This is a genomic window from Streptomyces sp. NPDC001204, assembly GCF_053598035.1.
This window is the reverse complement of record NZ_JBSFJL010000017.1, coordinates 63,955-89,882: the sequence shown is the minus strand read 5'-3', so window position 1 is coordinate 89,882 and position 25,928 is coordinate 63,955. Positions and strand designations below refer to the sequence as shown.

The following is a 25,928-nucleotide window of genomic DNA, read 5'->3' as shown; positions in this document are numbered from 1 at the left end:
GGAGCGGGACTGGCGGGGGAGCGGGATCGGCGGGGGACGTGGGATCGGCGGGGGAGCGGCACAGGCGGGGGAGCGGGTCCAGCGCGGGACGCGGGACTGGCGGGGGACGTGGGATCGGCGGGGGCGTGGGTCAGACGGCAGAGCGAAACCGGCGTGGGACGTGGGGCAGGCTTAGGGCGAGGGATCGGCGCGGGACGCGGGGTTGGCGGGAGACGCGGAACCAGCGCGGGACGCGGGACCAGCGTGGGCGCAGGGTCGGCGGGGGCGGCCGGAGGCCGGCCGCCCCAGGGGCTCACAGCTGGGAGAGTTCGTCCACCAGGTCGTCCAGGCCCAGCGAGCCCTGCGACAGGGCCGCCATGTGCCAGGCCTTCGCGTCGAACGCGGCACCATGGCGCTGCCTGGCCTTCTCCCGGCCCAGCAGCCAGGCCCGCTCGCCCAGCTTGTAGCCGATCGCCTGGCCGGGCATCGACAGATAGCGGATCAGCTCGCTCGCCACGAAGTCCCTCGGACGGCTGCTGTGCGCGCCGAAGAACTCCCGCCCCAGCTCCGGCGTCCAGCGCTCACCCGGGTGGAACGGCGAGTCCGCCGGAATCTCCAGCTCCAGGTGCATGCCGATGTCGATGATGACGCGGACCGCGCGCATCATCTGCGCGTCCAGATAGCCGAGCCGCCGCTCCGGGTCGGTGAGGAAGCCGAGTTCGTCCATCAGACGTTCCGCGTACAGCGCCCAGCCCTCGGCGTTGGCGCTGACCCCGCCGACGGTGGCCTGGTAGCGCGAGAGGTTCTCGGCCACGTGCACCCACTGGGCGAGCTGGAGGTGGTGGCCGGGGACACCCTCGTGGTACCAGGTCGAGACCAGGTCGTAGACCGGGAAGCGGGTCTGTCCCATGGTCGGCAGCCAGGTCCGGCCCGGCCGGGAGAAGTCGGCGGACGGCGCCGTGTAGTAGGGGGCCGCGGCGCCTCCGGGCGGCGCGATGCACGACTCCACCTTCCGCACCCGCTCGGCCAGTTCGAAGTGGGTGCCGTCGAGCGCCTCGATCGCCTCGTCCATCAGGTCCTGCAGCCACTGGCGGACCTCGTCGACGCCCTCGATGTGCGTGCCGTGCTCGTCGAGGTGCGCGAGGGCCGCCCACGGGCTCCCGGCGCCGGGCAGGACCTTCTCGGCCTCCTGCCTCATCTCGCCGAGCAGGCGGTGGAACTCCGACCAGCCGTACGCGTACGCCTCGTCGAGGTCCAGGTCCGTGCCGTTGAAGTAGCGCGAGAAGCGGGCGTAGCGCTCACGGCCGACCGTGTCCGGTGCGTCGCCGATCGTCGGCGCGTACACGTCGCGCATCCAGTCCCGCAGCTCCACGACGGCCGCGGTCGCCGCGCGGGCGGCGTCGTCCAGCTCCGCGCGCAGGGACTCGGGGCCCTCCGAGACGAAGTCCTCGAACCAGCCGCGACCGTTGCCGTCGGTGTCCGACCACTCGGTGAGCTGCTCGATGAAGATCGCCGTCGGCTGCGGGCCGCCGTACAGCTTGCGGTCCAGGCCGAGGGCGAGGGACTCGCGGTAGCCGCGCAGCGCGTCCGGCACGGCCCGCAGGCGCTCGGCGATCGCGGCCCAGTCCTCGTCGGTGTCGCTCGGGGTGATCGTGAACACCTCGCGCACCGAGTGCACCGGGCTGTGGATGTTGCTCACCGTGCGCAGGCCCTCGTCGGCGTCGTGCACCGCCAGTTCCGCGGTCAGGCGCTCGCGCAGCAGGCGGCCGCAGCGGCGCTCGATGTCACTGTCCGCGCCGGGCTGCCGCTCGGCCTCGTCCAGCCGGGCGAGGGTGGTGCGCGCGAGGTCGGCGAGCGCCTGCTGGCCGGCGGGGGAGGTGTCGGGCAGCCTGCTCGAACTCTCCTTCACGCCGAGATAGGTACCGGTGATCGGGTCGAGGGCGATGAGTTCGTCGACGTAGGCGTCGGCGACCTGACGGGGCAGCGGGCTCTTGGTCTGTGACATGCCGACCATCCTCGTACGGAAGGGCGGCTCGCGTCAGCCCGGTTTACCGGGGATCGGACCGTATTCAGTCCGATTTCGCCGAGGGCGTGCCCGGCTGCGCGCCGGGCGGCAGCAGGGGGCCGCAGTCCCACTGCTGGAAGATCAGCCGCGTCTCCACCCGGGCCACTTCCCGCCGGGCCGTGAACTCGTCCAGGACCAGGCGCTGGAGATCGGCCATGTCCGCGACCGCGACATGGACCAGGTAGTCGTCCGGACCGGTCAGATGGAACACGGTCAGCGACTCCGGCAGGGCCCGGATCCGCTCCACGAACGGCCCCACCAGCTCCCGCCGGTGCGGCCTGACCTGCACCGACAGCAGCGCCTGAAGACCTCTGCCCAGCTTGGCGGGGTCGAGCCGCAGCCGGTGGCCGAGAATGAGCCCCGAGCGGCGCAGCCGGGTCACCCGGTCCAGGCAGGTCGACGGAGCGACCCCGACCTGCGCGGCGAGGTCGCGGTAGGTGGTCCGGGCGTCGTTCTGCAACAGCCGCAGCAGATGCAGATCCACCGGATCCAGTACGACGGATTCGGCCATGTGGCGAACGTAGCACGGCCGTCGGCCCCGCGATCCCGGCCGCTGTTCACCCTTCGGTCATGGACACGCCCTTGGACTCCGCGAGCACGCCCGCGTACGACGACGTGCGCACCGCACCCAGAGCACTGGCCACCGAGGCGGTGCACGCCGGCCGTGACGACCTCGCCCGGCAGGGACTGCACGCCCCGCCGATCGACCTGTCCACCACCTACCCCTCCTACGACAGCCGCGCCGAGGCCGCCCGCATCGACGCCTTCGCCGCCGACGGCGCCGAACTCGACGGCAACCCGGTCTACGGACGGCTCGGCAACCCCACCGTCGCCCGCTTCGAGACCGCCCTGGCCCGGCTGGAGGGCACCGAGGCCGCGGTGGCGTTCGCCAGCGGCATGGCCGCGCTGAGCGCGGTGCTCCTCGTCCGGTCCGCCATGGGCCTGCGGCACGTCGTCGCCGTGCGCCCGCTGTACGGCTGCAGCGACCACCTGCTCACCGCCGGGCTGCTCGGTACCGAGGTGACCTGGACCGACCCGGCCGGGATCACCGACGCGCTGCGCCCGGACACAGGCCTCGTCATGGTCGAGACACCGGCGAACCCGACGCTCGCCGAGGTGGACCTGCGGGCCGTCGCCCACGCCTGCGGCTCCGTGCCGCTCCTCGTCGACAACACCTTCGCCACCCCCGTCCTGCAGCGCCCGGCCGAGCAGGGCGCCCGACTGGTGCTGCACAGCGCCACCAAGTACCTGGGTGGCCACGGCGACGTGATGGCGGGCGTGGTGGCCTGCGACGAGGAACTGGCCGGACGGCTGCGGCAGGTGCGGTTCGCCACCGGCGGGGTGCTCCACCCGCTCGCCGGCTATCTGCTGCTGCGCGGGCTGTCCACGCTTCCGGTCCGGGTGCGGGCCGCCTCCGCCACCGCGGCGGAACTGGCCGCCCGCCTGGCGGACGACCCCCGCGTCGCCCGGGTGCACTACCCGTCCATCGGCGGTGCCATGGTCTCCTTCGAGGTGCACGGCGACCCGCACGCCGTCATCGGCGGCGTCGGCCTGATCACGCCGGCCGTGAGCCTCGGCAGCGTCGACACCCTGATCCAGCACCCGGCGTCCATCAGCCACCGCATCGTCGACGCGGACGACCGGCGGGGCGCCGGGGTCGGCGACCGGCTGCTGCGGATGTCGGTGGGCCTGGAGGACGTCGAGGACCTGTGGGCGGACCTGGACCGGGCGCTGGGGGCGCGGCCGGGCCAGCCGCAAGTGAAGGGGCTGCACCAGGCGATGAGCTGAGTGGGGCCGGCCCGGAGGGCGCGCGGCCGGACCCTGTGCCTGGCCGCGGACCCTCCGGGGCCGCGTTCAGTCCAGCGGGCGGGCCCACTCGTACTGTGTCTGCTCGTACTGTGCCTGCTCGGCCTGTGCCCGCTCGGCGTCGTACGGCAGCCGGGAGGCCACCGGGGTCGCGTCCAGCCGGGCCGTGATGACCAGGGTGCCCTCCTCGATCTGGAAGTCGAGCGGCAGGCCCAGGCCCCGCATGGCGGCGACCATGCCGGTGTTGGCCGCCTGCGTCACGGCGTACACGGTCGCGCAGCCCGCCTCGACGGCCATCGCCACCAGCCGGCCCAGCAGTTCGCCGCCGACACCGCGGCGCTGCCAGGCGTCCTCGACGAGCAGCGCGACCTCCGTCTCGTCGCCGTCCCACAGCAGATGACCGAGGCCGACGATCCGCCCGGAGGCGGTCCGCGCGGCCAGTGTGCGGCCGAACCGCGGGCTCAGCAGGTGGTCGAGATAGCGGTCGGCGTCGCCGGCCGGCCCGTGGTAGCGCAGGCCGAGGGTGCGCGCCGAGCAGCGCGCCTGCATCGCCCTGGCCGCCGCGAGGTCGCCGGTGTCGGCCCTGTGCACGGTGATCGCCTCGCCCTCGGGCAGCGTCAGCACGTCCTGGCCGCGCGGAATGCGCGGTCCGAGCCGGGCGTCCAGCTCCACCAGGGCGCGCGCCCGCGCGAACTCGGTGGGCGTGAAGGGCAGATACGGCCGCTCCACGGTGATCGTCCCGCCCTCCGGCGCCCGCAGCCGCATCACGGTGTCCTCGAGCATCCCCTCGGCCGGCACCTCCTGCGGGTCTCCGGCCGCCGCCGGCCGGTGCGGCAGTGAACGGATGGTGCACCGGCCCAGCAACTGCCGCAGCGCCAGCGGGAGTTCCGCTGCGTCGAGCGCCGTGCGCGCTGCCAGGCCCAGTACCCGTGTCGGCGCGTCCACCAGGTCGTGCGCGTCCGCCCGCTCGATCCATGTCTCGGCACCGCCGGCCAGTGCGACCGCCCGGGTGATGCCCGACGCCTCGAGCCCGCCGGGAGCGCGCAGCAGGAACTCGTCCACCGTGCCCTCGGCCAGCGGATGCGTCTGCAGGCTCAGGATGTCCACGTGCCGGGCCGCCAGCGCCGCGCAGAGCGAGGCCAGCGAACCGGGCGCGTCCCGCACGGTCGTCCGCATCCGCCACAGCGTGCGGTCGCCCGGCGCCGCTTCGGCCGCCGCGGGGCCGGCGGCGGACGGCCCGGCCTGCTGGGCTGCGAGTGGCCGGGCGCCGGTGTCGTCCGCGGGCGGTGCGTGACCGTGGCGCCGTGCCCACCAGGTGTGGAAGGCCGCCGTGGCCACCAGTGCGATCGCCGAGATCACCAGCAGGGCCGGACCGTCGGGGCCGTGACCGATCAGGTTCGCCACCCCGTCGGCCACGGCGACAGCCGTGAAGAGCGCGGCCAGTTCGACCAGGTCCCGCCGCCAGTGATGCGCCCGGCGACCGTGCTTCGCCCACGTCATGTTCGACACTTCTCGAGTCATACGGCCACTGTGACGGAACGGTGTTGCGTGATCACGAACGCGCTGTGACCGATGAGTAAAGCAATATTCGCACCTTTCGTAGCTGTTTTTCGCGGTTGTGTCCGGCGGCCCTTCCCGGGAGTGAGCCCGACGGGCGCCGGGTCAGGCGGCGACTTCCGTGGCCAGGGCGCCGCGCAGCCGGCGGGCCTCCACGACCAGGCGCGAAGAGCCGCGCCGGTCCGCCGCCCGTGCCAGGTGCGGCAGGTCGCCCCGAGCACCGGACCGCTCGGCGCACTCGGCCGCGACGGCCAGCAGATCACCGAGCCCTCGCACCGGACCGGCCGGTCCGTCGGCGACGAGGTCGGAGAGCAGCGGCGGCGACGCGTGGCCGAGCAGGCTCCACACGGTGGCGTACGCCCCGGTGGATGCGGCCGTGCGCAGCGACTCCGCCAGCCGTATCGGCTTCACCGCACCGTGCCGCACCAGCTCACCGAGGTCCGCGCCGAGGCGGGCGGCGTCCAGCTGTCCGCGCGCGGCGAGGACGAGCAGCGCGTCCACTGCGGCCAGCCGGTCCTCGGAGTGCCGGGCACCCAGTCCGTACGCCACGCACAGGTGCGTCGCCTCGCCCGCCTCGCCGCCGGACTCGGCGAGCAGCGGAAGGACGGAGGCCGCGCCCCGGCTGTCGTCCACGGCCACGGCGGACAGGTCCCGCAGGATCCGCACGGCCACCAGTTCACGCAGTTCGGGCAGCACCGCCAGCCAGTGGGGGTGCGCGGAGCCGCTCCAGTGGGCGCAGTACCGCCTTTGCGCGAAGGCGCTGGACGGCGTGCCCAGTGCGCGGAAGGCGTCGGGGAAGTCCGCTTGCAGCGTGGGAAGCTCACCGGACTCCGTCAGTATGTGCGGCCCCGATGAGCGGCGCCGGATCGCCGGCAGCGCGGGAGCGCCGGCGGTCAGCCAGTGGGCGAGTCGCCTCCCCTCCGTCGTACCGAGGGCCGCCGCCCGCTCCGCCGCGGCCGCTGCCGCCGGACGGTCCTCGCGCCGCACCCGCAGCAGCGCCTGCGCGAAGTCGGCCGCCGACACGCGCGCCCCCAGACGACGGTACGCGTCGAGCCGGTCCACCAGCTCGTCCGGCTCCAGCAGGCCCGTGCTCCAGGTGGGCGTCGAGAGCAGGAACGGCAGGGGATCCGTGCGGATCCGGTACGCCACCTCCCACAGGCGGGCGTCGAAGGCCCGGGAGAGTGCGCCGTGCACGCAGGTCCGGTGCGGTGCCCCCGGCCGGATCGCGGCGTGCAGCCTCGCGGTGCTCAGCTTTCCCCGCAGCGTGATGAGCAGCAGATCCAGGCCCGTGAACCCGTCGAAGCCGCCCCGGGCGTCGCCGAATTGATGTTCCAGCCGCAGGTCGTGGAACGGATCGGCGCCGTCCCACCATCGGCGGGAGACCACCGGTTCCAGCGCCTCCAGCAGGGCGTCCCGGTCCCGGTGGGCGTGGCGCACCAGCCCGTCCAGGGCGCGTTCAAAGCCGGTCACGTCGGTGTCGGACGCCAGTGCGGCCCCCACCTCCTCGGCGAGCTCGACGGCCGAGGCCGCCGCGGGCGCGAGACGTGTCGGCTCGGGAACCAGGGGGAGCACCTCCTCGTACGCCGCGGCCGCCTCCGCCGGTGCCGCGCCCAGCGACCCGACCGCCTGAGCGCGCAGCGGCGGAATCAACTCACCGGCTGCCGAAGCGAGTTCGGCGTTCACTTCGGCGGAGCGGACCTTCTTCACATGCCGCTGGGCGAGCTTGAGCGCCCGCTCCTGCACACCGGCGTCCTCGTGCCCGAAGGCCTGCGCGACGGCGGGCAGCAGCTCGTCCGCCGCCGCGGCGTCCCGGGCGAGCACCTTGCCCAGCAGCACGAGCTGCGCCCGCACCAGCTTGCGCTCCGGCCGGAACAGCACCGCCTGCGACACGTCCGCCAGGCGACGGTGCGTCAACTGGCCTTCCAGGGCCAGCGCCCCGAGCACCGACTGGGCGTGCGACGCCACCGGAGAGACCGCGTCCGAGGCCAGCGCCGCCCAGTCGGCCACCCGCTCCCGCTGCTCCTCGCGCGTGAGCGCCAGGGATGTCAGTACCCGGAGGAACGCCCGGTGGTCGGCGTTCGTTCCACCGCGCAGCAGGCGGGCCACGCACGCGTCGACCGTGGCCCTCCGGTCGAGCGGTCCCTCCGCGGTGAGCTGTGCGAGGGCGCCGTGCCAGCCGGCGGGCCCCTCGTCGGCCGCCCATTCCAGCAGGCCGCCGATGTCGTTCACCTCGAAGAGCGCGGCCACGAGCGGCGCGAGGTGCGGGTCCGTACGCAGCCTCTCCAGCAAGGTGTTGCCGCGCCGCCAGTTGCCGCCGACCTGCTGCACCCAGCCCCGCACATAGGCGTCGGTCGTCGGCACCGGGCAGCCCGCCAGACGTACCAGGGCGGACATCAGCTCGTAGGGCACCTGCGCGGTGGCGGGCCGCTGGGCGAGCCGGTTCGCCAGATCGGCGAGCCAGTCGGTCTCCCGGTCGGCGAGGACGCGGAGCAGCACCGCGGGGGAGACCCCGGACCAGCGCATGTCGGCGGCCGCGATCCAGCTCGCCACGCCTGCCGCGCCCGTCTGGCACGCCACCCCGGCCACGTACAGCGCCGGATACGCGCGGCGGGACGGCGCGTCCCAGCGCGTCGCCCTCAGTTCCTTGCGCAGCGCCTTCAACTCCGTAAAGAGAGACCGGCGTTCGGCGTCGTTCATCGCGTCCAGCAGACCGACCACCTCGGCCGTCCGCCCGGCTCGCACCGCCCCCGTCAGCGTTGTCATCGCGCACCCCCGTCGACTCGTGCCAGGTCCCGCTCCACCACGGGGGCGCCCCGCCGCGCCATCCGCACCGCCAGCGCGTGCTTGCACGGCCCGCGCCCGCCCCGGTACTTCGCCCACCACTGGCAACTGCAACTGAGCACGCCCTTCTCCTCGCGCACCCGGTGCGCGTGGCCGTCCTCGGCCGTCACCGTCGCCAGGGCACCGTCCAGGGCGACCGCTCCCGCGGCGACGAGGGCGCGGGCGGCCCGCAGGCGCGGGTTGTGCCGCTCGGCGCGATCCGCGTCGTAGGGCAGCTCCCGGTGGAAGTACGCCGCCTCCGCGGTGTCGTATCCGACCCGGCCCGAGGTGCCGAGCCGGACCAGCGCCGCGCGGACCCGTTCCGGGGCGAGCCCGGAGGCGGCGGCGAGGTCGGTGACGTCGACGCGGGGCTCCCAGGCCAGCAGCACCGCGATCAGCTCCGCGTCCTCGGCCGCCTCGTCGGTGGCGAGCGCGTCCAGCACCCCTCCCTCGCCGGAGAACCCGCGCGAGGCGTCGGGCGACAGCGTCAGTGTGAGCCGCATGCCCGGCAGGACCGCCTCCCAGGCACTGGCCGTGGCGGCGGCGCCCGCGACCGCCGGGCCGTAGACGCGCAGGGCGGTCGCGTGCCGCAGCACCCGCTGGAGCGCGGCGAGCCGCTCGGGCCCGGGCAGGCAGACCGCGCCCGGCACGGGCCGGGTGGTCGGCCGCAGCGCACGACCCGCCGGAACCACCCACCGCGGACCGCCCCCGGCACCCCGCGGCCCGCTCCGCGGCAGCGACCGCAGGAACCGCACGGCCTCGGCCGCCGGCAGCTCGGCCCGCAGATCGAACCCGGAGGCTATGACCTGGGCCTCCGCGAACCCGCGCAGCCAACGGTCCGGCAGCGGCACCTTCTTCTCCACCACGGGTCCGTCCACCGTGGTCACGGCCAGCTCCTCCGGACCCACCCGCATATGGAGCGGATCGTCCGAGCTGATCCGGGACAGCGCCTCGCGCAGCGGGTTGTTGACGTCGACGTTCGTCGTGCCGTGCCCCACCTCGCCGCCGTCCAGGCCCGGGCGCAGCACGTCCAGGCGCGCGTACACCCCGCAGCAGCCGGAGAAGGACTCGAAGCGCAGCCGGTCGCCGTTCCCCGTCACCACCGGGTCGAGGGAGGCGCGCAACTGCGGCTGGTAGTAGCGGGCGGCCGCCACGTCCGCCACCGCCAGCAGCCCGGCGGACGCTACTTGAGGGGACGTCAGGAAGCCCGAGAAGAACCGCGGATGGTCCTGGATTCCCGAGGGCGTCGCACCCCGGGACGTCTCGAGTCCCAGGCGCTGTCCGCCCGTGGCGGGCTCCAGCACGGAGGGTCGGGAATAGGCCACGGCCTGCAAGGATCGCGTCATGGAAAAACCGTAGGGGCGACCACTGACAACCGGCCGTGGCCCGCGGAAACACCCTTCGCGAACGGGGAGTTGCGACCTGGCCGCGGCGCCCATTTCCACAGCGGGCCGCGGGCCGCCGTGGCGGGGCTCGCCCGCCGGGCCCGGCACGCGCCTCCCGGTCCGGAGGAGGTCAGGCGCCGGCCGCCTCCGCCATCAGCCGCACCCCCGCCCGGATCCGGGCGGGGGAGAGGTGGGAGTAGCCGAGAACGAGGCGCACGCCGTCGTGGCCGGAGCCGGCGGCATCCGCGTGCCGGTACGCCGACAGGGCGCGCACCGCGACGTGGGCCTCGGCCATGCGGGCGAGGAAGCGCTCCTCGGGGCCGTACTGGCCGGGCAGCGCGGCGATGAGGTGCAGGCCCGCGGCGATCCCGGACAGGCGTGCCCCGGGAAAGTGCTCGTCCAGGGCGGCGACGAGCGCGTCGCGTCGTTCGCGGTAGGCGCGCTGGCACCGGCGCAACTGCCGGTCGTAGTCGCCGCGCTCGACGAACCGCGCGAACACCGCCTGGTCGACCGTCGGATGGCCGAGGTCCATGGTCCGCTTGCGCTCGACGACCTCGTCGGCCAGCGAGTCGGGCAGGAGCAGCCAGCCCAGCCGCAGACCCGGGGCGAGGGACTTGCTGACCGACCCGGCATAGGCGACGCGCTCGGGATCCAGACCCTGGAGGGCGCCCACCGGGGCGCGGTCGTAGCGGAAGTCGCCGTCGTAGTCGTCCTCGAAGACGATGCCGTCCACCGCCCGCGCCCAGTCGAGGAGTTCGGCGCGGCGCCGGGCGGAGCAGGCGATGCCGGTCGGGAACTGATGGGCCGGTGTCGTCACCACGGCCCGTACCCCGGACCGGAACAGCGGGCCGACGGCCGGACCCTGCGCGTCCAGGGGCAGGGGGACGGTGCCGACTCCGGCCGAGGCGTACAGGGCGCTGTGCTCTGGGCTGCCGGGATCCTCGACGCCCACGGTGCGTATCCCGCGCGCGTGCAGCGCCGAGCCGACCAGAGCGCTCGCCTGGGCCACCCCCGAGACGACCACGATCCGCTCCGGGTCCGCGACCACGCCCCGGCGCCGTGTCAGCAGTTCGGCCAGTGCCGTGCGCAGCCGGGGCAGTCCGCGCGGGTCGGGGTAGCCGAGGTCGTGGTGCGGCAGGTCCGTCAGCACGGAGCGGTGCGTGGCCGCCCAGGCGGTCCGCGGGAACAGCGACAGGTCCGGCGTGCCGGGCACGAAGTCCGCGCGGGCGCCGGGGGAGCGGGGAGCGAGGTCACGCGCACGCGTGCGTGCGCCCCGGACGGCGTCGCCCACCCAGGTCCCCGCACCCCGGCCGCTGCGGAGGTAGCCCTCCGCAGTCAACTGCTCGTATGCCTCCGTGACCAGCCCACGCGAGACCCCCAGGTCCGCGGCGAGGTCCCGGCTGGAGGGCAGCCGTGTGCCCGCCGCGAGCCGCCCCGAGCGGACCGCCTCGCGCAGCGCGGCCCGCAAGGAGCGGCCACGCGCGCGTGCCGGGGCGGAGGCGGCCGGAAGGAGCAGTTCCCAGGCGGCCGAGCCGGTGAGTCCGCCCGGATTGGTCCCCGATGACGTCATGGAAGTGGACCTTAAACCGGACCGCCGTGCTTCCTAGCGTCGCTGCCATGAACGCCACCACCTCGCGCGGCACCCTGCTCGCCGCGCTCGCCTGCGTCCTCGTCGGGGCGTCCTTCACCGCCAACAGCGTCCTCGGCCACTACCCGTACGCGGGCGGCCAGTTCCTGCGCTACGGACTGGCCTGCCTGCTGCTCCTGCCGCTCGTTGGGCGGGACGCCCCGGCCCGGCTGCGGAGGCTCACACCCCGCCGGTGGCTCAGGCTCGCGCTGCTCGCGGCGGTCGGCATGGTCGGCTTCAACCTGGCCGTGCTCGCCGCCGAACGCAGCGCCGAGCCGGCGGTACCGGGGGTCTTCGTGGGCTGCGCTCCCGTGGTGGTGGCGGTCGTCGTTCCCGTACTGGAGGGACGCCGGCCCCGGCGGACGGTCCTCCACGGCGCCCTTCTGGTCGCCGCCGGGGCCTTCACCGTGCAGGGCTGGGGGCGGACCGACGGCACCGGAATCACCTTCTCCGCCTGCGCGCTGGCCGGCGAGGTCGGCTTCGCGGTCCTCGCGGTGCCCGTGCTGCGTCCGCTCGGGCCCCGGCTGCTGTCCGCCGTCGTGTGCGGGCTGGCGGCCCTGGAGTCGGCGGTGGCCGGGGCCGTCCTCGGCGGCGACTGGCTCAGGCGTCCGGACGCGGCCGAGGCCGCCGCGTTGCTGTGGCAGGCGGCCGTCGTCACCGTCGTCGGCTTCGTGTGCTGGTACATGGGCGTGCAGCGGATCGGCGCCGAGCGCGCCACGCTCTTCTCCGGTCTCATCCCCGTCGCGGCCGCCTGCACCGCGCCGATCGCCGGCGCCGGCTCGTACGGGGCGGTCCAGGCCCTGGGCAGCGCCCTGGTGGGCGCGGGAGTCGCCCTGGGGGCGGGGGCGTTGAGGCCGGCCGGACGCCGGCGGCGGTCAGCGGCTGCCGTCCAGGAGGACGCGCGCGACCAGGGCCGGGTCGTCGTTCATGGGGACGTGCCCGCAGCCGGGCAGGCGCACGAGCCGGGCCTTGGGGATGATCCGCTTGGCGCGCACTCCCTGACGCCGCACCAGCAGCCGGTCCTTGGTGCCCCAGGCGACGGTGACCGGGATACCGGGCAGGACGTCGGTGAAGTGGACGCCGACGCCCGCCCGGAGGGTCTCCTCGAATCCGTCCGCCCCTGCCAGGGCGAGCGTCTCGGCCACCACGGCCTCGGGCGAACGGCGGGCCGGGCGGGCGTAGATGGTGCTGGTCAGGACGGTGCGGCCGGCCGCCGTCCGTGAGAGCCGCTCGACCAGCGGGAGCGGCATCCGCCGGGCGAGCGTGCGCATCGTCCGCAGCACGCCGAAGGCGTAACGGCGCTCGGCCCGCGTCCAGAACCCCGCCGGGGCCAGGGCGGTGACGGACCGTACGAGCTTCTCGCGGCCCAGTTCCAGGGCCAGCAGGCCGCCCAGGGAGTTGCCGGCCACATGGGGCCGTTCTATCTCCAGCGCCTCGCACAGGGCGCCCAGCACCACGTTCATCGTGGGCAGGTCGTGCCGGAGCCCTTCCGGCAGCGCGGGGGAGGCCCCGAAGCCCGGCAGGTCCACGGTGATCACCTCGCGTTCGGCCGCGAGCAGGTGGACCACCGGATCCCAGGCCTGGCGGTGGTGTCCGATGCCGTGCAGCAGGAGCAGCGGCTCGCCGCCGCCCACGCGCGCGTAGGAGAGGGTCACGGTCCGCGGGCCGTGCGCGGAGGGGACCTCGAAGGAGACGGTGGCGGACATGGATGCTCCTCGTGGGGAATCGCCGACAACGACGGTAGACAGACTGTCAGCAATTGCTACCGACGGGTAGCCCCCGGGTCTGAGGCGAACCCCGAAACGCCGGCGCCCCTCCGCGGTCACGGCGCCCCGGCCCGGTGCGCCTGGACACGGACGCCGGACGTCGGCTGGGATGAGGGCGTGACCACCGATACCGGGACCGAAGTCTTCGAAGAGCACCGCCCCGCCCTCATGGGTGTCGCCTACCGCATGCTCGGGCGCGTGACGGACGCCGAGGACGTGCTCCAGGAAGCCTGGTTGCGCTGGTCCACCGCCGACCGGGGCGCCGTGCGCGAACCGCGCGGCTACCTGGTGCGGGTGACCACCCGGCTCGCCATCGACCGGCTCCGCCGGATCAAGGCGCGCGGCGAGTCGTACGTCGGCCCCTGGCTGCCGGAACCGCTGGTCACTGACCTAGCGCAGACCGTCCCGGACACGGAGGAGCGGGCCGTCCTCGCCGACTCCGTGTCGCTCGCGGTGCTGGTCGTCCTGGAGACGCTGTCACCGCTCGAACGCGCGGTGTTCGTGCTGAGAGAGGCCTTCGGTTATCCGTACGCGGAGATCGCCGTCCTGCTCGACCGAGGCGAGCCCGCGGTGCGCCAACTGGCCGGCCGGGCCCGCAGACACGTGGGCGAACGGCGGCCGCGCTACGAGGTCGACCCCGACCAGCGGCGCGACCTCACCGAGCGGTTCCTGGCCGCCGCGGCGGGCGGCGACCTGGACGGGTTGATGTCGCTGCTCGCGCCCGACGCCCGCCTGGTGGGCGACAGCGGCGGCAAGGCCCGGGCGCCGCTGCGGGTCCTGGAGAGCGCCGACAAGGTGGGCCGCTTCCTGGTCGGCGTGGCGCACAAGGGCATCCCGGATCCGTCCGTCCGCTTCCTGGAGGTCAACGGCGGCCCGGCCGTGCTGATCCTGTCCGGAGGCGAGCCCGACAGCGTCTTCCAGCTGGACGTGACCGACGGGCGTGTCCAGACCGTCTACATCGTCCGCAACCCCGACAAGCTGCGGTCCCTGGCCGGCTGAGCCTCCCGGCCCCGACGCCCGCACGGCTGCCGCGGCCCCCGGTCCCAGGCGTCTGCGCGGCCGCCGCGGCCCCGTTCCGGACGGCGGGGGCCGCGGCGTGGTGCCCGGAAATCCGGCCCCGTGCGAACGGGTCGTGAACACCGTGCGACAGGCGTCTGTGCGCCGTCCGAGGGAACGAGGATTGGTCTTGACCAAGGGTGGGGGCCGCCTTATCGTCGCAGATAAGTACAACAACCTTTAATAAACAAGGGCGCTAAAATGCGGCCGGATCACGGCGATTGCGGAGGACAGGGTGGGGACCACGCAGCTGGAATCGGTGCCGGAGCCGAAGTACTGGCATCTCAAGACCGTGCTCAGCGAGGCACTGGACTCCGAGTTCTCGGTGGGCGAGATCCTGCCCAACGAACGGGAGCTCGCCGCCCGCTTCGGCGTGGCCCGCGCCACGCTGCGCCAGGCGCTGGAGCAGCTGGAGCTGGAGGGACGGCTGCAGCGCCGCCGCGGCGTGGGTACGACCGTCGCGCCGCCACGCGTGGGCGTGGCCGTCGGCACCGAGCAGCACGCCTGGCCGGGAGCGGCCGGTGACGCCTGGCAGAGCGTCGACTGCACCCTGGCCGTCCCGCCGGCCGCGATCGCCGACGCCCTGGAGACCGGCCACGAGGAGTCCGTGCACATGGTGCGCCGGTCCCGGATGAGCCACGGTCAGCCGGTCGCCGCCGAACTGCTCTACGTTCCGGACGGATCGGTGCCCGACCTGAGCGCGATAGACGCGCCGTCCGGGCCGGCACGCGCGCGTGCCGTGCTGCGTGAGCTGCACCGCCTCGAGCTGGAGGGCCAGGACCGCTCGGTCGAACTGGGCTCGGCCCGCGCGGACGACGCCAAGGAACTGGACCGGCTGCCCGGCGCCCCCGTGCTCGTCGTCACCACCCGCTTCGTCGTCCGGGGACGCACGGCCGCGATCTCCGTCGCCACCTACCGCGCCGACACCTGCCGGCTGACCTTCGGGGACTCGGGCGGCGTGGAGATACACCACGGTCCCCACCAGCAGGCCTCCTAGCCCGCCGGTCCTCCGACCGGCAGGTCCCCTGGCCGGCGTTACCCGCCCTCGGCGGCAGGCCGTCACGGTGGACGGCCTGTCGTCACTGGGAGGGGCGGGTCGGCACCGGGACGGGTTGGTCATCACCGGGAGAGTGGCCCCCCGGACCCCTCACCGCGGGGACACTGACGGCGACGGCTCGTCATCGGGAACGGTCAGTCGTCGCCCGGAGGAGCGGACCCCCGGCGACGACTCACGGCGGCCTCTTCACGGCGACCCCTCACGCGGACCAGCAGGTCGGCCGTGACCGGGTCCGGTGTCCCGTCACCTGGTCCGGCGGCCCGTCACCGGGTCCGGCGGCGCGTCACCGGGTCCGGCGGCGCGTCACCGGGTCCGGCGGCGCGTCACCGGGTCCGGCGGCGCGTCACCGGGTCCGGCGGCCCGTCACCGGGACCGGCGGCCCGTCACCGGGTCCGGCGGCCCGGCGCCGGAAGAAGCCGGGCCACACCCCCCTACGGCGGCCCTCACGGGGACCGGCGCGCCGTCACCGTGCCCTCCACCGCGAACAGCTGCTCCTCGACGTGGTCGAGGGCCAGCCGGAGCGCGCCCGTCGCCACGGCCGCCTCGCCGAGCATCGACAGGGTGACCTTGGGCGGCCGCAGGCAGTAGCGGTCCAGTTCGCGCCGCAACGGCTCCAGCACGCCGTCCAGCCCGGCCGCCCAGCCGCCGATGACGACCAGTTCCGGGTCCAGGGCCAGCACCAGCGCCGCCACATCGTGGACGAGCCGCTGAATGAACCGCTCGACGGCCGCGCCGGCCCGCCGGTCACCCCGGCGGGCCAGCGCGAAGACCTCGGCCACCGCCCGCTCGTCCAGCGGGTGCAGCGGCTGGTCCGTCGTCGACAGCAGCGTCTCGGGGGTCGCCTCCCGGCCCAGCAGGTGGAGCGCGCCGATCTCCCCGGCGGCCCCGCCGAACCCGCGGTGCAGCCGCCCGCCGATGAGCGAACCGGCGCCCGGGCTCAGCCCCGCCAGTACGAAGACCATGTCGTCGGACTCGGTGGCGGCCCCCTTCCAGTGCTCGGCCACCGCCGCCGCGTTGGCGTCGTTCTCGACGAGCACCGGGCACTTGAACGAACGGCTCAGCCGTTCGCCCAGGCGCAGGCCCGTCCACCCGGGCAGCGCGGTGCCCAGTCGTACCGTGCCGTCCGCCTCGACGATCCCGGGCGTGCCGACCCCGACGGCCCGCAGCGAACTGCGCGGGACACCGGCCCTGCGCAGCAGTTCGGCGACCGCGCCGCGCAGCCGCTCCAGCCGCTCGTCCGCCTCGGCGGTCTCCTCCACGTCCTTGGCCTGAGCGCCCACCACACGGCCGTCCAGGTCGGCCAGCAGCGCGGCGACCCGGTGCGCGCCGATCTCCAGGCCCAGCAGGTGCCCGGCCTCGGCCCGGAACCGGAACCGGCGCGCGGGCCGTCCCTGCCGTCGTGCGGCACCCTCCTCGGCCGCCGTCTCGACGACGAGTCCCGCCTCGATCAGGCCCTCCACGACGCCCTCGACCGTCGGCCGGGACAGCCCCGTCACCCGGGTGATCTCCGTGAGCGTGGCACAGTCCGTGGCACGCAGCGCGTGCAGCACCACCGCGGAGTTGATCCTTCGCAGCAGCGAGGGATCCCCGCCGGTCAGCCGCCCCACCGTCCGTCCTCCCAGCTCGTGCGCGTGTTGGGCGGATCGTACTCGGCACGGGCCGGGGCAGCGAGCGCCGGGGACGGCACGAGCGCGCGCCCGGCGGAGCGCCGCCCGCCCGGGGTGCGGTCGCTGACGCCCCGCCAGCTGTCAGTGGGGGCCGCTTTACTGGAGCGCATGGACATCGCGAAGGCTCTCGCCGTCATCGACCGGCTGCGCTGCGGGGAGTATCCCGCTCAGCGCACCCGGACGGACCTCGGCACGGCCGGCCCCGGTTACCGGATGGCCGAGTTGGAGACGAGCGACGACTTCTGGGAGGACGACGGCAGCCGGCGGGAGGCGACGGCGGGGCAGTACGAACTCGACCGGGACGGACTGGGGGAGCGGCTCACCGGACGCTGGGGCCCGCCGCAGGCGTTCAGCCTGTACAGCGTGCTCGAACGGACCCTGGCGGGTGAGGACGTGCCCGAGCCGTGGGCCTCGCTCAGCGGGCACGTACCGGACGTCCAGCTGTGGAGGGCGCAGGAGAGCGGCCGGTGGATAGCGCTCGGGGTCTCCCAGTGGGGCCGGGAGTTGCCGTTCCAGCTCCTTGCGGTCGTCACCGACGTCGATCCGCCGTGACCCGTCCGCTACGACGTCTCCGCGGCCACCCTCAACCGCGCGAACTCCTCAGCCATCGTCTCGGCCGTCCAATGCGCGTTCAGCCCGCTCGGATTGGGCAGCACCCACACCCGCGTCTCGCCGAACGTCCGTTCCTGCCGCCCCACTTGGGCCGTGCGGTCGCCGAACGCCGCCCGGTAGGCGGTGACGCCCACCACGGCCAGCCACCTCGGCCGCAGCCGCGCCACCTTCAGCGCCAGGAGCCGTCCGCCCTCCCGGTACTCCAGGGGCGTCAGCTCCTGCGCCCGGGCCGTCGGCCGCGCCACGACGTTCGTGATGCCCAGCCCGTACGACAGCAACTCGCCCTGCTCCGCGGGCTTCATCAGCCTCGGGGTGAACCCCGACCGGTGCAGCACCGGCCAGAACCGGTTGCCCGGCCGCGCGAAGTGGTGGCCGGTCGCGGCCGTCATCAGACCGGGGTTGATGCCGCAGAACAGAACCCTCAGGCCGTCCGCGACGACATCCGGGACCGGACGGTCGCGGGCGGCCTGGAGCTCCGCCGGGGTGAAACGGGTCAGAGGATCGCCCCCGGCGCGTAGGCCGCGGCCTCCGGGTGCTGCTTCACGATCTCCTCGATCCGGCCCACGACCGCGCCGACCTGGTCGGCCGCCGCACCGGTGAAGGACAGCTTGTCGGCCATCAGCGCGTCCAGCCCCGCGCGGTCGAGCGGGAGGCGGTCGTCGTCGGCCAGCTTGTCGAGCAGGTCGTTGCGCTCGGCGCCCTGCTCGCGCATGGCGAGCGCGGTCGCGACGGCGTTCTCCTTGATCGCCTCATGGGCGACCTCGCGGCCGACCCCGGCCCGCACGGCGCCCATCAGCACCTTGGTCGTGGCCAGGAACGGCAGGTAGCGGTCCAGCTCGCGGGCGATCACCGCGGGGAAGGCGCCGAACTCGTCGAGCACCGTCAGGAACGTCTCCAGCAGGCCGTCCAGCGCGAAGAACGCGTCCGGCAGCGCGACCCGGCGCACCACCGAGCAGGACACGTCGCCCTCGTTCCACTGGTCGCCCGCCAGCTCGCCGGTCATCGAGGCGTAGCCGCGCAGGATCACCATCAGGCCGTTGACGCGCTCGCAGGAGCGGGTGTTCATCTTGTGCGGCATCGCCGAGGAGCCGACCTGGCCCGGCTTGAAGCCCTCGGTGACCAGCTCGTGCCCGGCCATCAGCCGGATCGTCTTCGCCAGCGAGGAGGGCGCCGCCGCCAGCTGCACCAGCGCGGTGACGACCTCGTAGTCCAGCGAGCGCGGGTAGACCTGGCCGACCGAGGTGAACGCACGCGAGAACCCGAGGTGCCCGGCGACGCGCCGCTCCAGCTCCGCGAGCTTCGAGGCGTCGCCCCCGAGCAGGTCCAGCATGTCCTGGGCCGTGCCCACCGGGCCCTTGACACCGCGCAGCGGGTAGCGTCCCAGCAGTTCCTCGACCCGTCCGTGCGCCACCAGCAGCTCGTCCGCCGCGGTCGCGAAACGCTTGCCGAGGGTGGTCGCCTGCGCGGCGACGTTGTGCGAGCGGCCGGCCATGACCAGCTCGCCGTACTCGGCGGCCAGCCTGCCCAGCCGGGCGAGGACGGCGACCGTACGGTCCCGCATCAGCTCCAGCGAGAGCCGGATCTGCAGCTGCTCGACGTTCTCGGTCAGGTCGCGGGAGGTCATGCCCTTGTGCACGTGCTCGTGCCCGGCGAGGTCGTTGAACTCCTCGATCCGCGCCTTCACGTCGTGCCGGGTGACCTTCTCGCGCTCCGCGATCGAGGCCAGGTCGACCTGGTCGAGGACCCGCTCGTAGTCGGCGATCGCCTCGTCCGGCACCTCGATGCCGAGGTCCTTCTGGGCGCGCAGCACGGCGAGCCAGAGCTGCCGCTCCAGCCTCACCTTCTGCTCGGGCGACCAGAGCGTGGCGAGCTCGGCGGAGGCGTAACGTCCGGCGAGGACGTTCGGGATGCGGGGCTTGGCGGGCGCTGAAGTCACGTAAACGGATTCTACTGGCGATTCGTGCAGGCCAGCGCCGCGGGGGTGTTCGTGGGAAGCTACGAGAGCTCCGCGTCGGCCGCCGTCGGCGGCTGCGCCGGGCCCTCGTAGGGCAGCAGTTCGGGCCGCTTCGCGGGGCGGCCGTCGCCCGAGGAACGGCCGGTCACGCGCCGTCCTATCCACGGCAGGAGATGCTGCCGGGCGAAGCGGGCGTCCGCCACCCTGCGGGTGCGCCAGTCCGGACGCGCGGTCGGCGGCATGGGCGTACGCCACTCGGCGTCCTCGGGCGCGTGGCCGAGCGTCTGCCACACCGCCTCCGCGACCCGGCGGTGGCCCTCGGCGGTCAGGTGCAGCCGGTCCACGTCCCACAGCCTGGGGTCGGCGAGCGACGGTGCGCCGTACAGGTCGACGACGAGCGCGCCGTGCCGTTCGGCGAGCTCGTCGACGCAGGCGAACAGCTCCTCCATGCGGGGCCGGAAGCGCTCCAGGACGGGGCCCTGGCGGCCGGGGCTGCGCATCAGCACCAGCCGCTCGCACGACGGTGCCAGCCGCTCCACGGCCTCCGTGAGCAGCCCCTTGACCCTGCCCATGTCGCACTTGGGCCGCAGTGTGTCGTTGAGGCCGCCCACCAGCGTCACGACATCGGCCCGCATGGCCGCCGCCGTCTCCACCTGCTCGTCGACGATCTGTCCGATGAGCTTGCCGCGTACGGCGAGGTTGGCGTACCGGAAGCCGGGCGTGCGGGCGGCCATCCGCGCCGCGAGGAGGTCCGCCCAGCCGCGGTACGAACCGTCGGGAAGCCGGTCCGACATGCCCTCGGTGAAGGAGTCGCCGACCGCGACCAGGCTGGTGTACGTGGGATTCGTCTGCATGGCGTGAGCGATGGTATCCCCGCGACCCGGCGCCATACCAAGCGGTCGGTCCGCGCGGTCAGGCCATCCCGGTCACTCCCGCCGGTCCGAACAGCTCCCGCAGCACGTCCTCCATCGTCACCAGGCCCGCCAGCCGGCCGTCAGCACCCAGGACCGCCGCCAGATGCGTACGGCTGCCGCGCATCGCGGTCAGCACGTCGTCCAGCGGAGTGCCCTCGCGGACCCGGGCGATCGCGCGCATGTCCCGCAGCCGGAACGGCTCTCCTCGCGGCGAGGCGTCCAGGGCGTCCTTCACATGCAGGTAGCCGACGATGTGGCGCTCATCGTCGACCACGGGGAAGCGCGAGAAACCGGACTCGGCCGACAGCCGCTCCAACTGCTCGGGAGTGATTCCCAGACGCGCGTGGACCACCCGCTCCAGCGGGAGCACCACGTCGCGCACGGGCCGGCTGCCGAGCTCCAGCGCGTCGTGCAGCCGCTCCTGCGCCCGGTCGTCGATGAGGCCGGCCGCGCTGGCGTCCTTGACGATCTGGGCCAGCTCCGCGTCCGTGAAGGTCGACGAGACCTCGCCCTTGGCCTCCACCCGCAACAGCTTGAGCAGGCTGTTCGCGAACGCGTTCACGGTGAAGATCACCGGACGCAGCGCCCGGGACAGCGCGACCAGCGGCGGTCCGAGCAGCAGCGCGCTGCGCACGGGCTCCGCGAGCGCGACGTTCTTCGGCACCATCTCGCCGAGCAGCATGTGCAGATACGTCGCCAGCGCGAGCGCGATCACGAACGACACCGCGTGGCCCGCCCCCGCCGGCACGCCCACCGCGTGGAACACCGGCTCCAGCAGGTGCGCGATGGCCGGTTCGGCGACCACACCGAGGACCAGGGTGCACAGGGTGATGCCGAGCTGCGCCGCGGCCAGCAGCGCGGACACGTGCTCCAGGCCCCACAGCACGCTCCTGGCGCGCCGGTCGCCCTCCTCGGCGTACGGCTCGACCTGGCTGCGGCGCACCGAGATCAGCGCGAACTCGGCGCCCACGAAGAAGGCGTTGACGAACAGGGACGCCAGGCCGATCAGGATCTGTACGGCGGTCACCGGCCGGCCCTCTTCTCGTCGTGCGCGTCACCGCGCGGATGATCGGCCCGCCGTGGGGGTCCCTCGCGGCCGTCGCCGTCCTCGTCGTCGAGCGGCGCGTGCAGCAGCACGCGCGCGGCCCGGCGGCCGCTCGCGTCCACCACGTCCAGCCGCCAGCCCGCGACCTGGATGACGTCGCCGGTCCCGGGGATCCGGCCGAGCTCGGTGGCGATCAGGCCGGCCAGCGTCTCGTACGGGCCCTCCGGCACCCGCAGCCCGACGCGTGCGAGCTGGTCCATCCGCGCGGAGCCGTCCGCCGAGTACAGGGCTCGGCCCTCCTCGTCGGTCCCGGCCGGGGCGAGGTCGGGCGTCTCGTGCGGGTCGTGCTCGTCGCGCACCTCGCCGACCACCTCCTCGACGATGTCCTCCAGCGTCGCCACGCCCGCGGTGCCGCCGTACTCGTCGATGACGACCGCCATCGTGCGTTTGCCGGAGAGCCGGTCCAGCAGCCGGTCGACGGTCAGCGACTCGGGGACCAGGAGCGGCTCGCGCATGATCTCGGAGACCCGCGTGCGGATGCGGCGCTCGGCGGGCACCGCCAGCACGTCCTTGATGTGGGCGGTGCCCACGACCGAGTCGAGACCGCCCTGGTACACGGGGAACCGCGACAGCCCGGTCGCCCGGGTCGCGTTCGCCACGTCCTCGCAGGTCGCCTGGGCATCGAGGGCCACGACCTGGACGCGCGGGGTCATCACGTTCTCCGCGGTCAGGTCGGCCAGGTTGAGGGTCCGCACGAACAGCTCGGCGGTGTCCGCCTCCAGGGCGCCCTCCCTGGCGGAGTGCCGGGCCAGGGCGGCCAGCTCCTGGGGGCCGCGCGCGGAGGCGAGTTCCTCGGCGGGCTCCACGCCGAGCCGGCGCACCAGGTGGTTCGCCGTGTTGTTCAGGTGGGTGATGAAGGGGCGGAAGGCGGCGCTGAACCAGCGCTGCGGATTGCCCACCCGCTTGGCCACGGCGAGCGGCGAGGAGATCGCCCAGTTCTTGGGCACCAGCTCGCCGACGACCATCAGGAACACGGTGGACAGGGCCGTACCGAGGACCAGCGCCACCGTGGTCGCGGCGGACCGGGACAGGCCGAGCGCCTGGACGGGACCCGCGATCAGCTTGGCGATCGACGGTTCGGCGAGCATGCCGACCACCAGATTGGTGACGGTGATGCCGAGCTGCGCGCCGGAGAGCTGGAAGGTCAGGTTCCGTACGGCCTTCAGCGCGCCGGCCGCGCCGCGCTCACCGCGCTCGGCCGCCCGCTCCAGGGCACCGCGCTCGACGGTCGTCAGCGAGAACTCGGCCGCGACGAAGGCGCCGCAGGCGAGGCTCAGCAGCACCGCGACCAGCAACAGGAGCACTTCGGTCATCGGGTCACCCCCGACCCATGGTCGGGCAGGACAGGGACAGGCGCGCTATGTCGCGCTCGAGGAGGCTCGCCCATGGGCGGACGCTCACAACCTTTCATGAAGGACCGGGTGTCCTCCAAGAGTAAAGGAAGGGCAAAGAAGAGTTCGAGGCCGGTCCGTCAGGGCCCATGGTTCAGTCCGCCAGGGGCTTCACCCAACGCCGCCAGCGCTCCTCGGGCGCGTAGCCCGCCGCCCGCCAGGCGTGGTGCGCGCTCTCGTTGCGGGTGAGCACCATGGCGTCCCCGCGTCGCCCGCCGAGCCGCACGAACCGTTCCTCCGCGGCCGCCAGCAGGGCCGAGCCGATGCCCCGGCGCCGCCGGTCCGGGTGCACGGCCAGCCGGTACAGGTGGCAGCGCCAGCCGTCGAAGCCCGCGATGACCGTGCCGGCCAGTTCGCCGTCCTGCTCCGCCAGCAGCAGGGCCTCCGGATCGCGGGCGAGCAGGCGGGCCATGCCGTCCCGGTCGTCGCTGATGCTGGTGCCCTCCGCGGCCGTCGTCCAGAAGGCCAGCACGGTGTCGAGGTCGTCGGCGGTCGCGGCGCGTATGTGCAGATCGCTCATGCGGTGATCACACCACGCACCGCCGCCCGCCGGGCCCAATTCCAGCATCCGGACGCTCGCGCACCGCCGCGACCGCGTCACTCGTGCGCGATCGCCGCCAGCACGTTCATCCGGGAGGCGCGCAGCGCGGGCAGCAGGGCCGCGACGACGCCCACGAGCGCCGAGCCGACCACCACCGCCACGATCGTGCTCCAGGGGATGGCCAGCACCTTCATGCCCTGGAGCGCCAGCACCCGCTGGGTGCACAGGCCCCACACCAGGCCCAGTGCCAGCCCCAGGACCGCGCCGAAGACCGCGATCACCACCGACTCCAGCCGGATCATCCGCCGCAGCTGCCGGCGGGCCAGCCCGATGGCCCGCAGCAGACCGATCTCCCGGGTGCGCTCCACCACCGACAGGGCGAGCGTGTTGACCACGCCCAGAACCGCGATGACGATCGCGAGGCCGAGCAGCGCGTAGACGAGGTAGAGCAGTACCGCGATCTGGTCGTGGACCAGCTTCTTGTAGTCCGCCTGGTCGCGCACCTGCACATTCGGGTACGGAGCGAGGGCCTTCTCCAGGTGGGAGCGCAACTGGTCGGTGCCCGTGCCCGGAGCGGCGTTCACATACACCGCGGCGTCCGGGGTGCCCGGCACGTACTTCTCCACGGTTCCGATCCCGAAGTACACGCCGCCCTGGACCCCGAACCCCTCGGCCGGGTTCTGGTTGGTGAGTGCGCCCACGGTCAGCCGGGCCTGCCGTCCGCCCTGGAACTCGACGGGCAGCACGTCCCCGGGCCGCACCCCGTGCTTCCTGGCGAAGCCGGCGTCCATGGCGAGGTGTCCGTCGGCGAGCGCCGCCGCGGTGTCGCCGTGGACGTACGACATGCGGACGACCGAGTCGAACCGCGGATCGTATCCGGAAGCGGTGGTCTCGACGCGCTTGCCGTCCGGCAGTCTCATGGCGACCGCGGCCAGCCGCTGCCGTACGACGGTGCCGGCGCCCCGGGTGCCGCGCACCGCGTCCGTGACCTCCGCGGAGAACGGCAGGAAGCTGCGGTTCTGCACCACGTAGTCGGCGCCCAGCACCCTGTCGATCTGACGGTCCAGGGAGCGGGTCATGGAGGCACTGGCCACGGACAGCCCGCCCACCAGGGCCAGGCCCACCATCAGCGCGGCCGCCGTGGCTCCGGTCCGGCGCGGGTTGCGCAGCGCGTTGCGCTGGCTCATCCGTCCGATGGACCCGAACAGCGCCGGGAAGGCTCCGCCCAGCACCCGGATCAGCGGGCGCACCAGCAGCGGCCCCGCGACGACGACGGCGACCAGGGTGAGGACGATGCCCACGCCCAGCAGCGAGGCGGCGGTCGCGGTCCGGTGCGCGGCGGCGCAGCCCGCGAGCGCGGCCGCCCCGGCCGCGCCCGCGCCCGCGCCCGCCACCGCGCGCACCCGCAGCGGCCGCCCCGTCCCGGCCACCTCGGTGTCCGCCAGGGCCGCCATGGGTGAGACGCTCGCGGCGCGACGGGCCGGCAGGTAGGCCGCCAGGAAAGTGACGCCGATACCGACGGCGTACGCGGCGACGGGCGTGATCCACCGCACGACCATCGCCGCGGTCGTCAGGTTCATGCCGAAGGCGCTCATCAGCCGGATCAGCCCGGCCGCGAGGCCGATCCCGGCCACCAGCCCCACCGTGGAGCCGACCACGCCGAGCAGCACCGCCTCGGCCAGCACCGAGCGGCGAACCTGCCGCCGGTCGGCGCCCAGGGCGCGCAGCAGGCCCAGCTCGCGGGTGCGCTGGGCGATCAGCATGGAGAAGGTGTTGACGATCAGGAAGACGCCGACGAGGACCGCGATCCCGGCGAATCCGAGCATGACGTACTTGATGATCTTGACGAATCCGCCGAGCCGGGCGGCGGCGGACTTGGCCTGCTCACCAGCCGTCCTGAGGTCGTAGCCGGTGGTGCCGACGGCCCGGCCGACGCGCTGCTTGAGCTCGGCGTCGGTGACACCCCTGACCGCGTCGACCGAGATGCTCGTCGCGCGGTCCGTGGAGCCGAGCAGCCTGGCCTGGGCAGTGGGGGTGTCCAGGAAGAGCCTGGCCGCGCCCGGGTTGGTGGTGGTGAACGTGGCGATGCCGACGACCCGGACGCGGAACGAGCCGGGCTGCGCCTGGATTGCGAGCACGTCGCCGATCCGTACGCCGTCGTGCCGGGCAGTGTCGGCGTCCAGCAGGGCCTCGCCGGCGCCGTGTGGGGCGTGGCCGGAGGTCAGCTGCACCGGGCTGCGGTCGGTGACCTGCCAGTTGGAGACGATCGTCGGGGCGCCCGTGGTCGGGCCGACCGGTTCGTTGCGGCTGTCGACGACCATGGCGTTCTGGACGGCCACGTCCACGTGCGTCGCCGCGACGCCGTCGACCGCGGCCACCCGCTGGGCGAGGGACGCCGGCACGGTCTGCACGACCCCGGTGGGCAGGGCGGACTTCAGCTCCTGCTTCGGGGCCACCGTCACATCGGCGGCGGTGGAGGCGAAGAGCCGGTCGAAGGTGCGGGCGACGGTGTCGGAGAAGATCAGGCTGCCCGTGACGAAGGCCACGGACAGGATGACGGCCAGGGCCGAGAGCAGCAGCCGCCCCCGGTGGGCCAGGAAGCTGCGCAGTGTCGCCTTGAGCACGG

At 74.1% G+C, this 25,928-nt stretch carries 19 protein-coding genes and 1 pseudogene; 5 read left to right on the top strand and 15 right to left on the bottom strand.

Annotation, left to right across the window (positions count from 1 at the left end; translation table 11 throughout):
* Positions 1-292 precede the first annotated feature (292 nt).
* Positions 293-1,984 (bottom strand): DUF885 domain-containing protein, encoded by a 1,692-nt coding sequence (locus tag ACWC91_RS23190; RefSeq protein WP_450644725.1) that lies wholly within the window; start codon positions 1,982-1,984, stop codon positions 293-295.
* Positions 1,985-2,048: 64 nt separating this feature from the next.
* Positions 2,049-2,555 (bottom strand): Lrp/AsnC family transcriptional regulator, encoded by a 507-nt coding sequence (locus ACWC91_RS23185; RefSeq protein ID WP_141363100.1) that lies wholly within the window; start codon positions 2,553-2,555, stop codon positions 2,049-2,051.
* 59 nt (positions 2,556-2,614) lie between these two features.
* Between ACWC91_RS23185 and ACWC91_RS23180 the strand changes: the two genes are divergently transcribed.
* Complete coding sequence (locus tag ACWC91_RS23180) at positions 2,615-3,832, top strand: trans-sulfuration enzyme family protein (RefSeq protein ID WP_225079098.1); 1,218 nt, start codon at positions 2,615-2,617, stop codon at positions 3,830-3,832.
* A 66-nt stretch (positions 3,833-3,898) separates the two neighbouring features.
* Here the strand turns inward: ACWC91_RS23180 and ACWC91_RS23175 are convergent, their stop codons facing one another.
* The 4 genes from ACWC91_RS23175 to pdxR all read right to left on the bottom strand — a co-directional run bounded on the left by ACWC91_RS23175 (position 3,899) and on the right by pdxR (position 11,182).
* Positions 3,899-5,371: a GNAT family N-acetyltransferase gene (locus ACWC91_RS23175; RefSeq protein ID WP_376505983.1), complete on the bottom strand. Its 1,473-nt coding sequence runs from the start codon at positions 5,369-5,371 to the stop codon at positions 3,899-3,901.
* Positions 5,372-5,512: 141 nt separating this feature from the next.
* A complete protein-coding gene (locus tag ACWC91_RS23170) occupies positions 5,513-8,170 on the bottom strand; it encodes a DUF7824 domain-containing protein (protein WP_450726019.1) in 2,658 nt (885 codons plus the stop codon).
* A complete protein-coding gene (locus ACWC91_RS23165; protein ID WP_450643651.1) occupies positions 8,167-9,573 on the bottom strand; it encodes an SWIM zinc finger family protein in 1,407 nt (468 codons plus the stop codon). The genes ACWC91_RS23170 and ACWC91_RS23165 overlap by 4 nt, the downstream gene beginning before the upstream one ends.
* A gap of 169 nt (positions 9,574-9,742) precedes the next feature.
* Positions 9,743-11,182 (bottom strand): MocR-like pyridoxine biosynthesis transcription factor PdxR, encoded by a 1,440-nt coding sequence (gene pdxR / locus ACWC91_RS23160; RefSeq protein WP_225079094.1) that lies wholly within the window; start codon positions 11,180-11,182, stop codon positions 9,743-9,745.
* On the opposite strand from pdxR, the pseudogene ACWC91_RS23155 reads away from it, so the two are divergent.
* Positions 11,173-12,015: pseudogene (locus tag ACWC91_RS23155) on the top strand (DMT family transporter); the annotation flags it as partial. The gene pdxR and the pseudogene ACWC91_RS23155 sit on opposite strands and share 10 nt — an antisense overlap.
* Before the next feature lie 99 nt (positions 12,016-12,114).
* Here the strand turns inward: ACWC91_RS23155 and ACWC91_RS23150 are convergent.
* The gene (locus ACWC91_RS23150; RefSeq protein ID WP_450643650.1) at positions 12,115-12,945 is read right to left on the bottom strand and encodes an alpha/beta fold hydrolase; all 831 of its coding nucleotides are present in this window, start codon (positions 12,943-12,945) and stop codon (positions 12,115-12,117) included.
* A 177-nt stretch (positions 12,946-13,122) separates the two neighbouring features.
* Here ACWC91_RS23150 and ACWC91_RS23145 point away from each other — a divergent pair, with 177 nt between their 5' ends.
* Positions 13,123-14,004 (top strand): RNA polymerase sigma-70 factor, encoded by an 882-nt coding sequence (locus tag ACWC91_RS23145; protein ID WP_225079092.1) that lies wholly within the window; start codon positions 13,123-13,125, stop codon positions 14,002-14,004.
* A 292-nt stretch (positions 14,005-14,296) separates the two neighbouring features.
* The gene (locus ACWC91_RS23140) at positions 14,297-15,058 is read left to right on the top strand and encodes a GntR family transcriptional regulator (protein ID WP_225079091.1); all 762 of its coding nucleotides are present in this window, start codon (positions 14,297-14,299) and stop codon (positions 15,056-15,058) included.
* Between the two features lie 503 nt (positions 15,059-15,561).
* Here the strand turns inward: ACWC91_RS23140 and ACWC91_RS23135 are convergent.
* Positions 15,562-16,725, bottom strand: a complete 1,164-nt coding sequence (locus ACWC91_RS23135; protein ID WP_450643649.1) for an ROK family transcriptional regulator — start codon at positions 16,723-16,725, stop codon at positions 15,562-15,564.
* Positions 16,726-16,893: 168 nt separating this feature from the next.
* Here ACWC91_RS23135 and ACWC91_RS23130 point away from each other — a divergent pair, with 168 nt between their 5' ends.
* Positions 16,894-17,337: a hypothetical protein gene (locus ACWC91_RS23130; RefSeq protein ID WP_376505994.1), complete on the top strand. Its 444-nt coding sequence runs from the start codon at positions 16,894-16,896 to the stop codon at positions 17,335-17,337.
* 8 nt (positions 17,338-17,345) lie between these two features.
* Here the strand turns inward: ACWC91_RS23130 and mug are convergent, their stop codons facing one another.
* The 7 genes from mug to ACWC91_RS23095 all read right to left on the bottom strand — a co-directional run bounded on the left by mug (position 17,346) and on the right by ACWC91_RS23095 (position 25,926).
* The gene (gene mug / locus ACWC91_RS23125; RefSeq protein WP_225079168.1) at positions 17,346-17,894 is read right to left on the bottom strand and encodes a G/U mismatch-specific DNA glycosylase; all 549 of its coding nucleotides are present in this window, start codon (positions 17,892-17,894) and stop codon (positions 17,346-17,348) included.
* Complete coding sequence (gene purB / locus ACWC91_RS23120) at positions 17,891-19,333, bottom strand: adenylosuccinate lyase (protein WP_225079088.1); 1,443 nt, start codon at positions 19,331-19,333, stop codon at positions 17,891-17,893. The genes mug and purB overlap by 4 nt, the downstream gene beginning before the upstream one ends.
* 59 nt (positions 19,334-19,392) lie before the next feature.
* Positions 19,393-20,205, bottom strand: coding sequence for an SGNH/GDSL hydrolase family protein (locus ACWC91_RS23115; protein WP_225079087.1), 813 nt, complete (start codon positions 20,203-20,205; stop codon positions 19,393-19,395).
* A gap of 58 nt (positions 20,206-20,263) precedes the next feature.
* Positions 20,264-21,292: a hemolysin family protein gene (locus ACWC91_RS23110; RefSeq protein ID WP_225079086.1), complete on the bottom strand. Its 1,029-nt coding sequence runs from the start codon at positions 21,290-21,292 to the stop codon at positions 20,264-20,266.
* Positions 21,289-22,683: a hemolysin family protein gene (locus ACWC91_RS23105; RefSeq protein ID WP_450643648.1), complete on the bottom strand. Its 1,395-nt coding sequence runs from the start codon at positions 22,681-22,683 to the stop codon at positions 21,289-21,291. Before ACWC91_RS23105 ends, ACWC91_RS23110 begins: the two co-directional genes overlap by 4 nt.
* 172 nt (positions 22,684-22,855) lie before the next feature.
* A complete protein-coding gene (locus ACWC91_RS23100; protein WP_141363127.1) occupies positions 22,856-23,281 on the bottom strand; it encodes a GNAT family N-acetyltransferase in 426 nt (141 codons plus the stop codon).
* Between the two features lie 77 nt (positions 23,282-23,358).
* The gene (locus tag ACWC91_RS23095) at positions 23,359-25,926 is read right to left on the bottom strand and encodes an ABC transporter permease (protein WP_225079084.1); all 2,568 of its coding nucleotides are present in this window, start codon (positions 25,924-25,926) and stop codon (positions 23,359-23,361) included.
* Between the last annotated feature and the right edge of the window lie 2 nt (positions 25,927-25,928).

Bases quoted from the DNA above. Each gene is read 5' to 3' on its own strand.
- ACWC91_RS23170 (WP_450726019.1), bottom strand. From the start codon at position 8,170: ATGACAACGCTGACGGGGGCGGTGCGAGCCGGGCGGACGGCCGAGGTG.
- ACWC91_RS23180 (WP_225079098.1), top strand. From the start codon at position 2,615: ATGGACACGCCCTTGGACTCCGCGAGCACGCCCGCGTACGACGACGTG.
- ACWC91_RS23100 (WP_141363127.1), bottom strand. From the start codon at position 23,281: ATGAGCGATCTGCACATACGCGCCGCGACCGCCGACGACCTCGACACC.
- ACWC91_RS23130 (WP_376505994.1), top strand. From the start codon at position 16,894: ATGGACATCGCGAAGGCTCTCGCCGTCATCGACCGGCTGCGCTGCGGG.
- ACWC91_RS23190 (WP_450644725.1), bottom strand. From the start codon at position 1,984: ATGTCACAGACCAAGAGCCCGCTGCCCCGTCAGGTCGCCGACGCCTAC.
- ACWC91_RS23175 (WP_376505983.1), bottom strand. From the start codon at position 5,371: ATGACTCGAGAAGTGTCGAACATGACGTGGGCGAAGCACGGTCGCCGG.
- pdxR (WP_225079094.1), bottom strand. From the start codon at position 11,182: ATGACGTCATCGGGGACCAATCCGGGCGGACTCACCGGCTCGGCCGCC.
- ACWC91_RS23115 (WP_225079087.1), bottom strand. From the start codon at position 20,205: ATGCAGACGAATCCCACGTACACCAGCCTGGTCGCGGTCGGCGACTCC.
- ACWC91_RS23185 (WP_141363100.1), bottom strand. From the start codon at position 2,555: ATGGCCGAATCCGTCGTACTGGATCCGGTGGATCTGCATCTGCTGCGG.
- ACWC91_RS23150 (WP_450643650.1), bottom strand. From the start codon at position 12,945: ATGTCCGCCACCGTCTCCTTCGAGGTCCCCTCCGCGCACGGCCCGCGG.
- ACWC91_RS23105 (WP_450643648.1), bottom strand. From the start codon at position 22,683: ATGACCGAAGTGCTCCTGTTGCTGGTCGCGGTGCTGCTGAGCCTCGCC.
- ACWC91_RS23165 (WP_450643651.1), bottom strand. From the start codon at position 9,573: ATGACGCGATCCTTGCAGGCCGTGGCCTATTCCCGACCCTCCGTGCTG.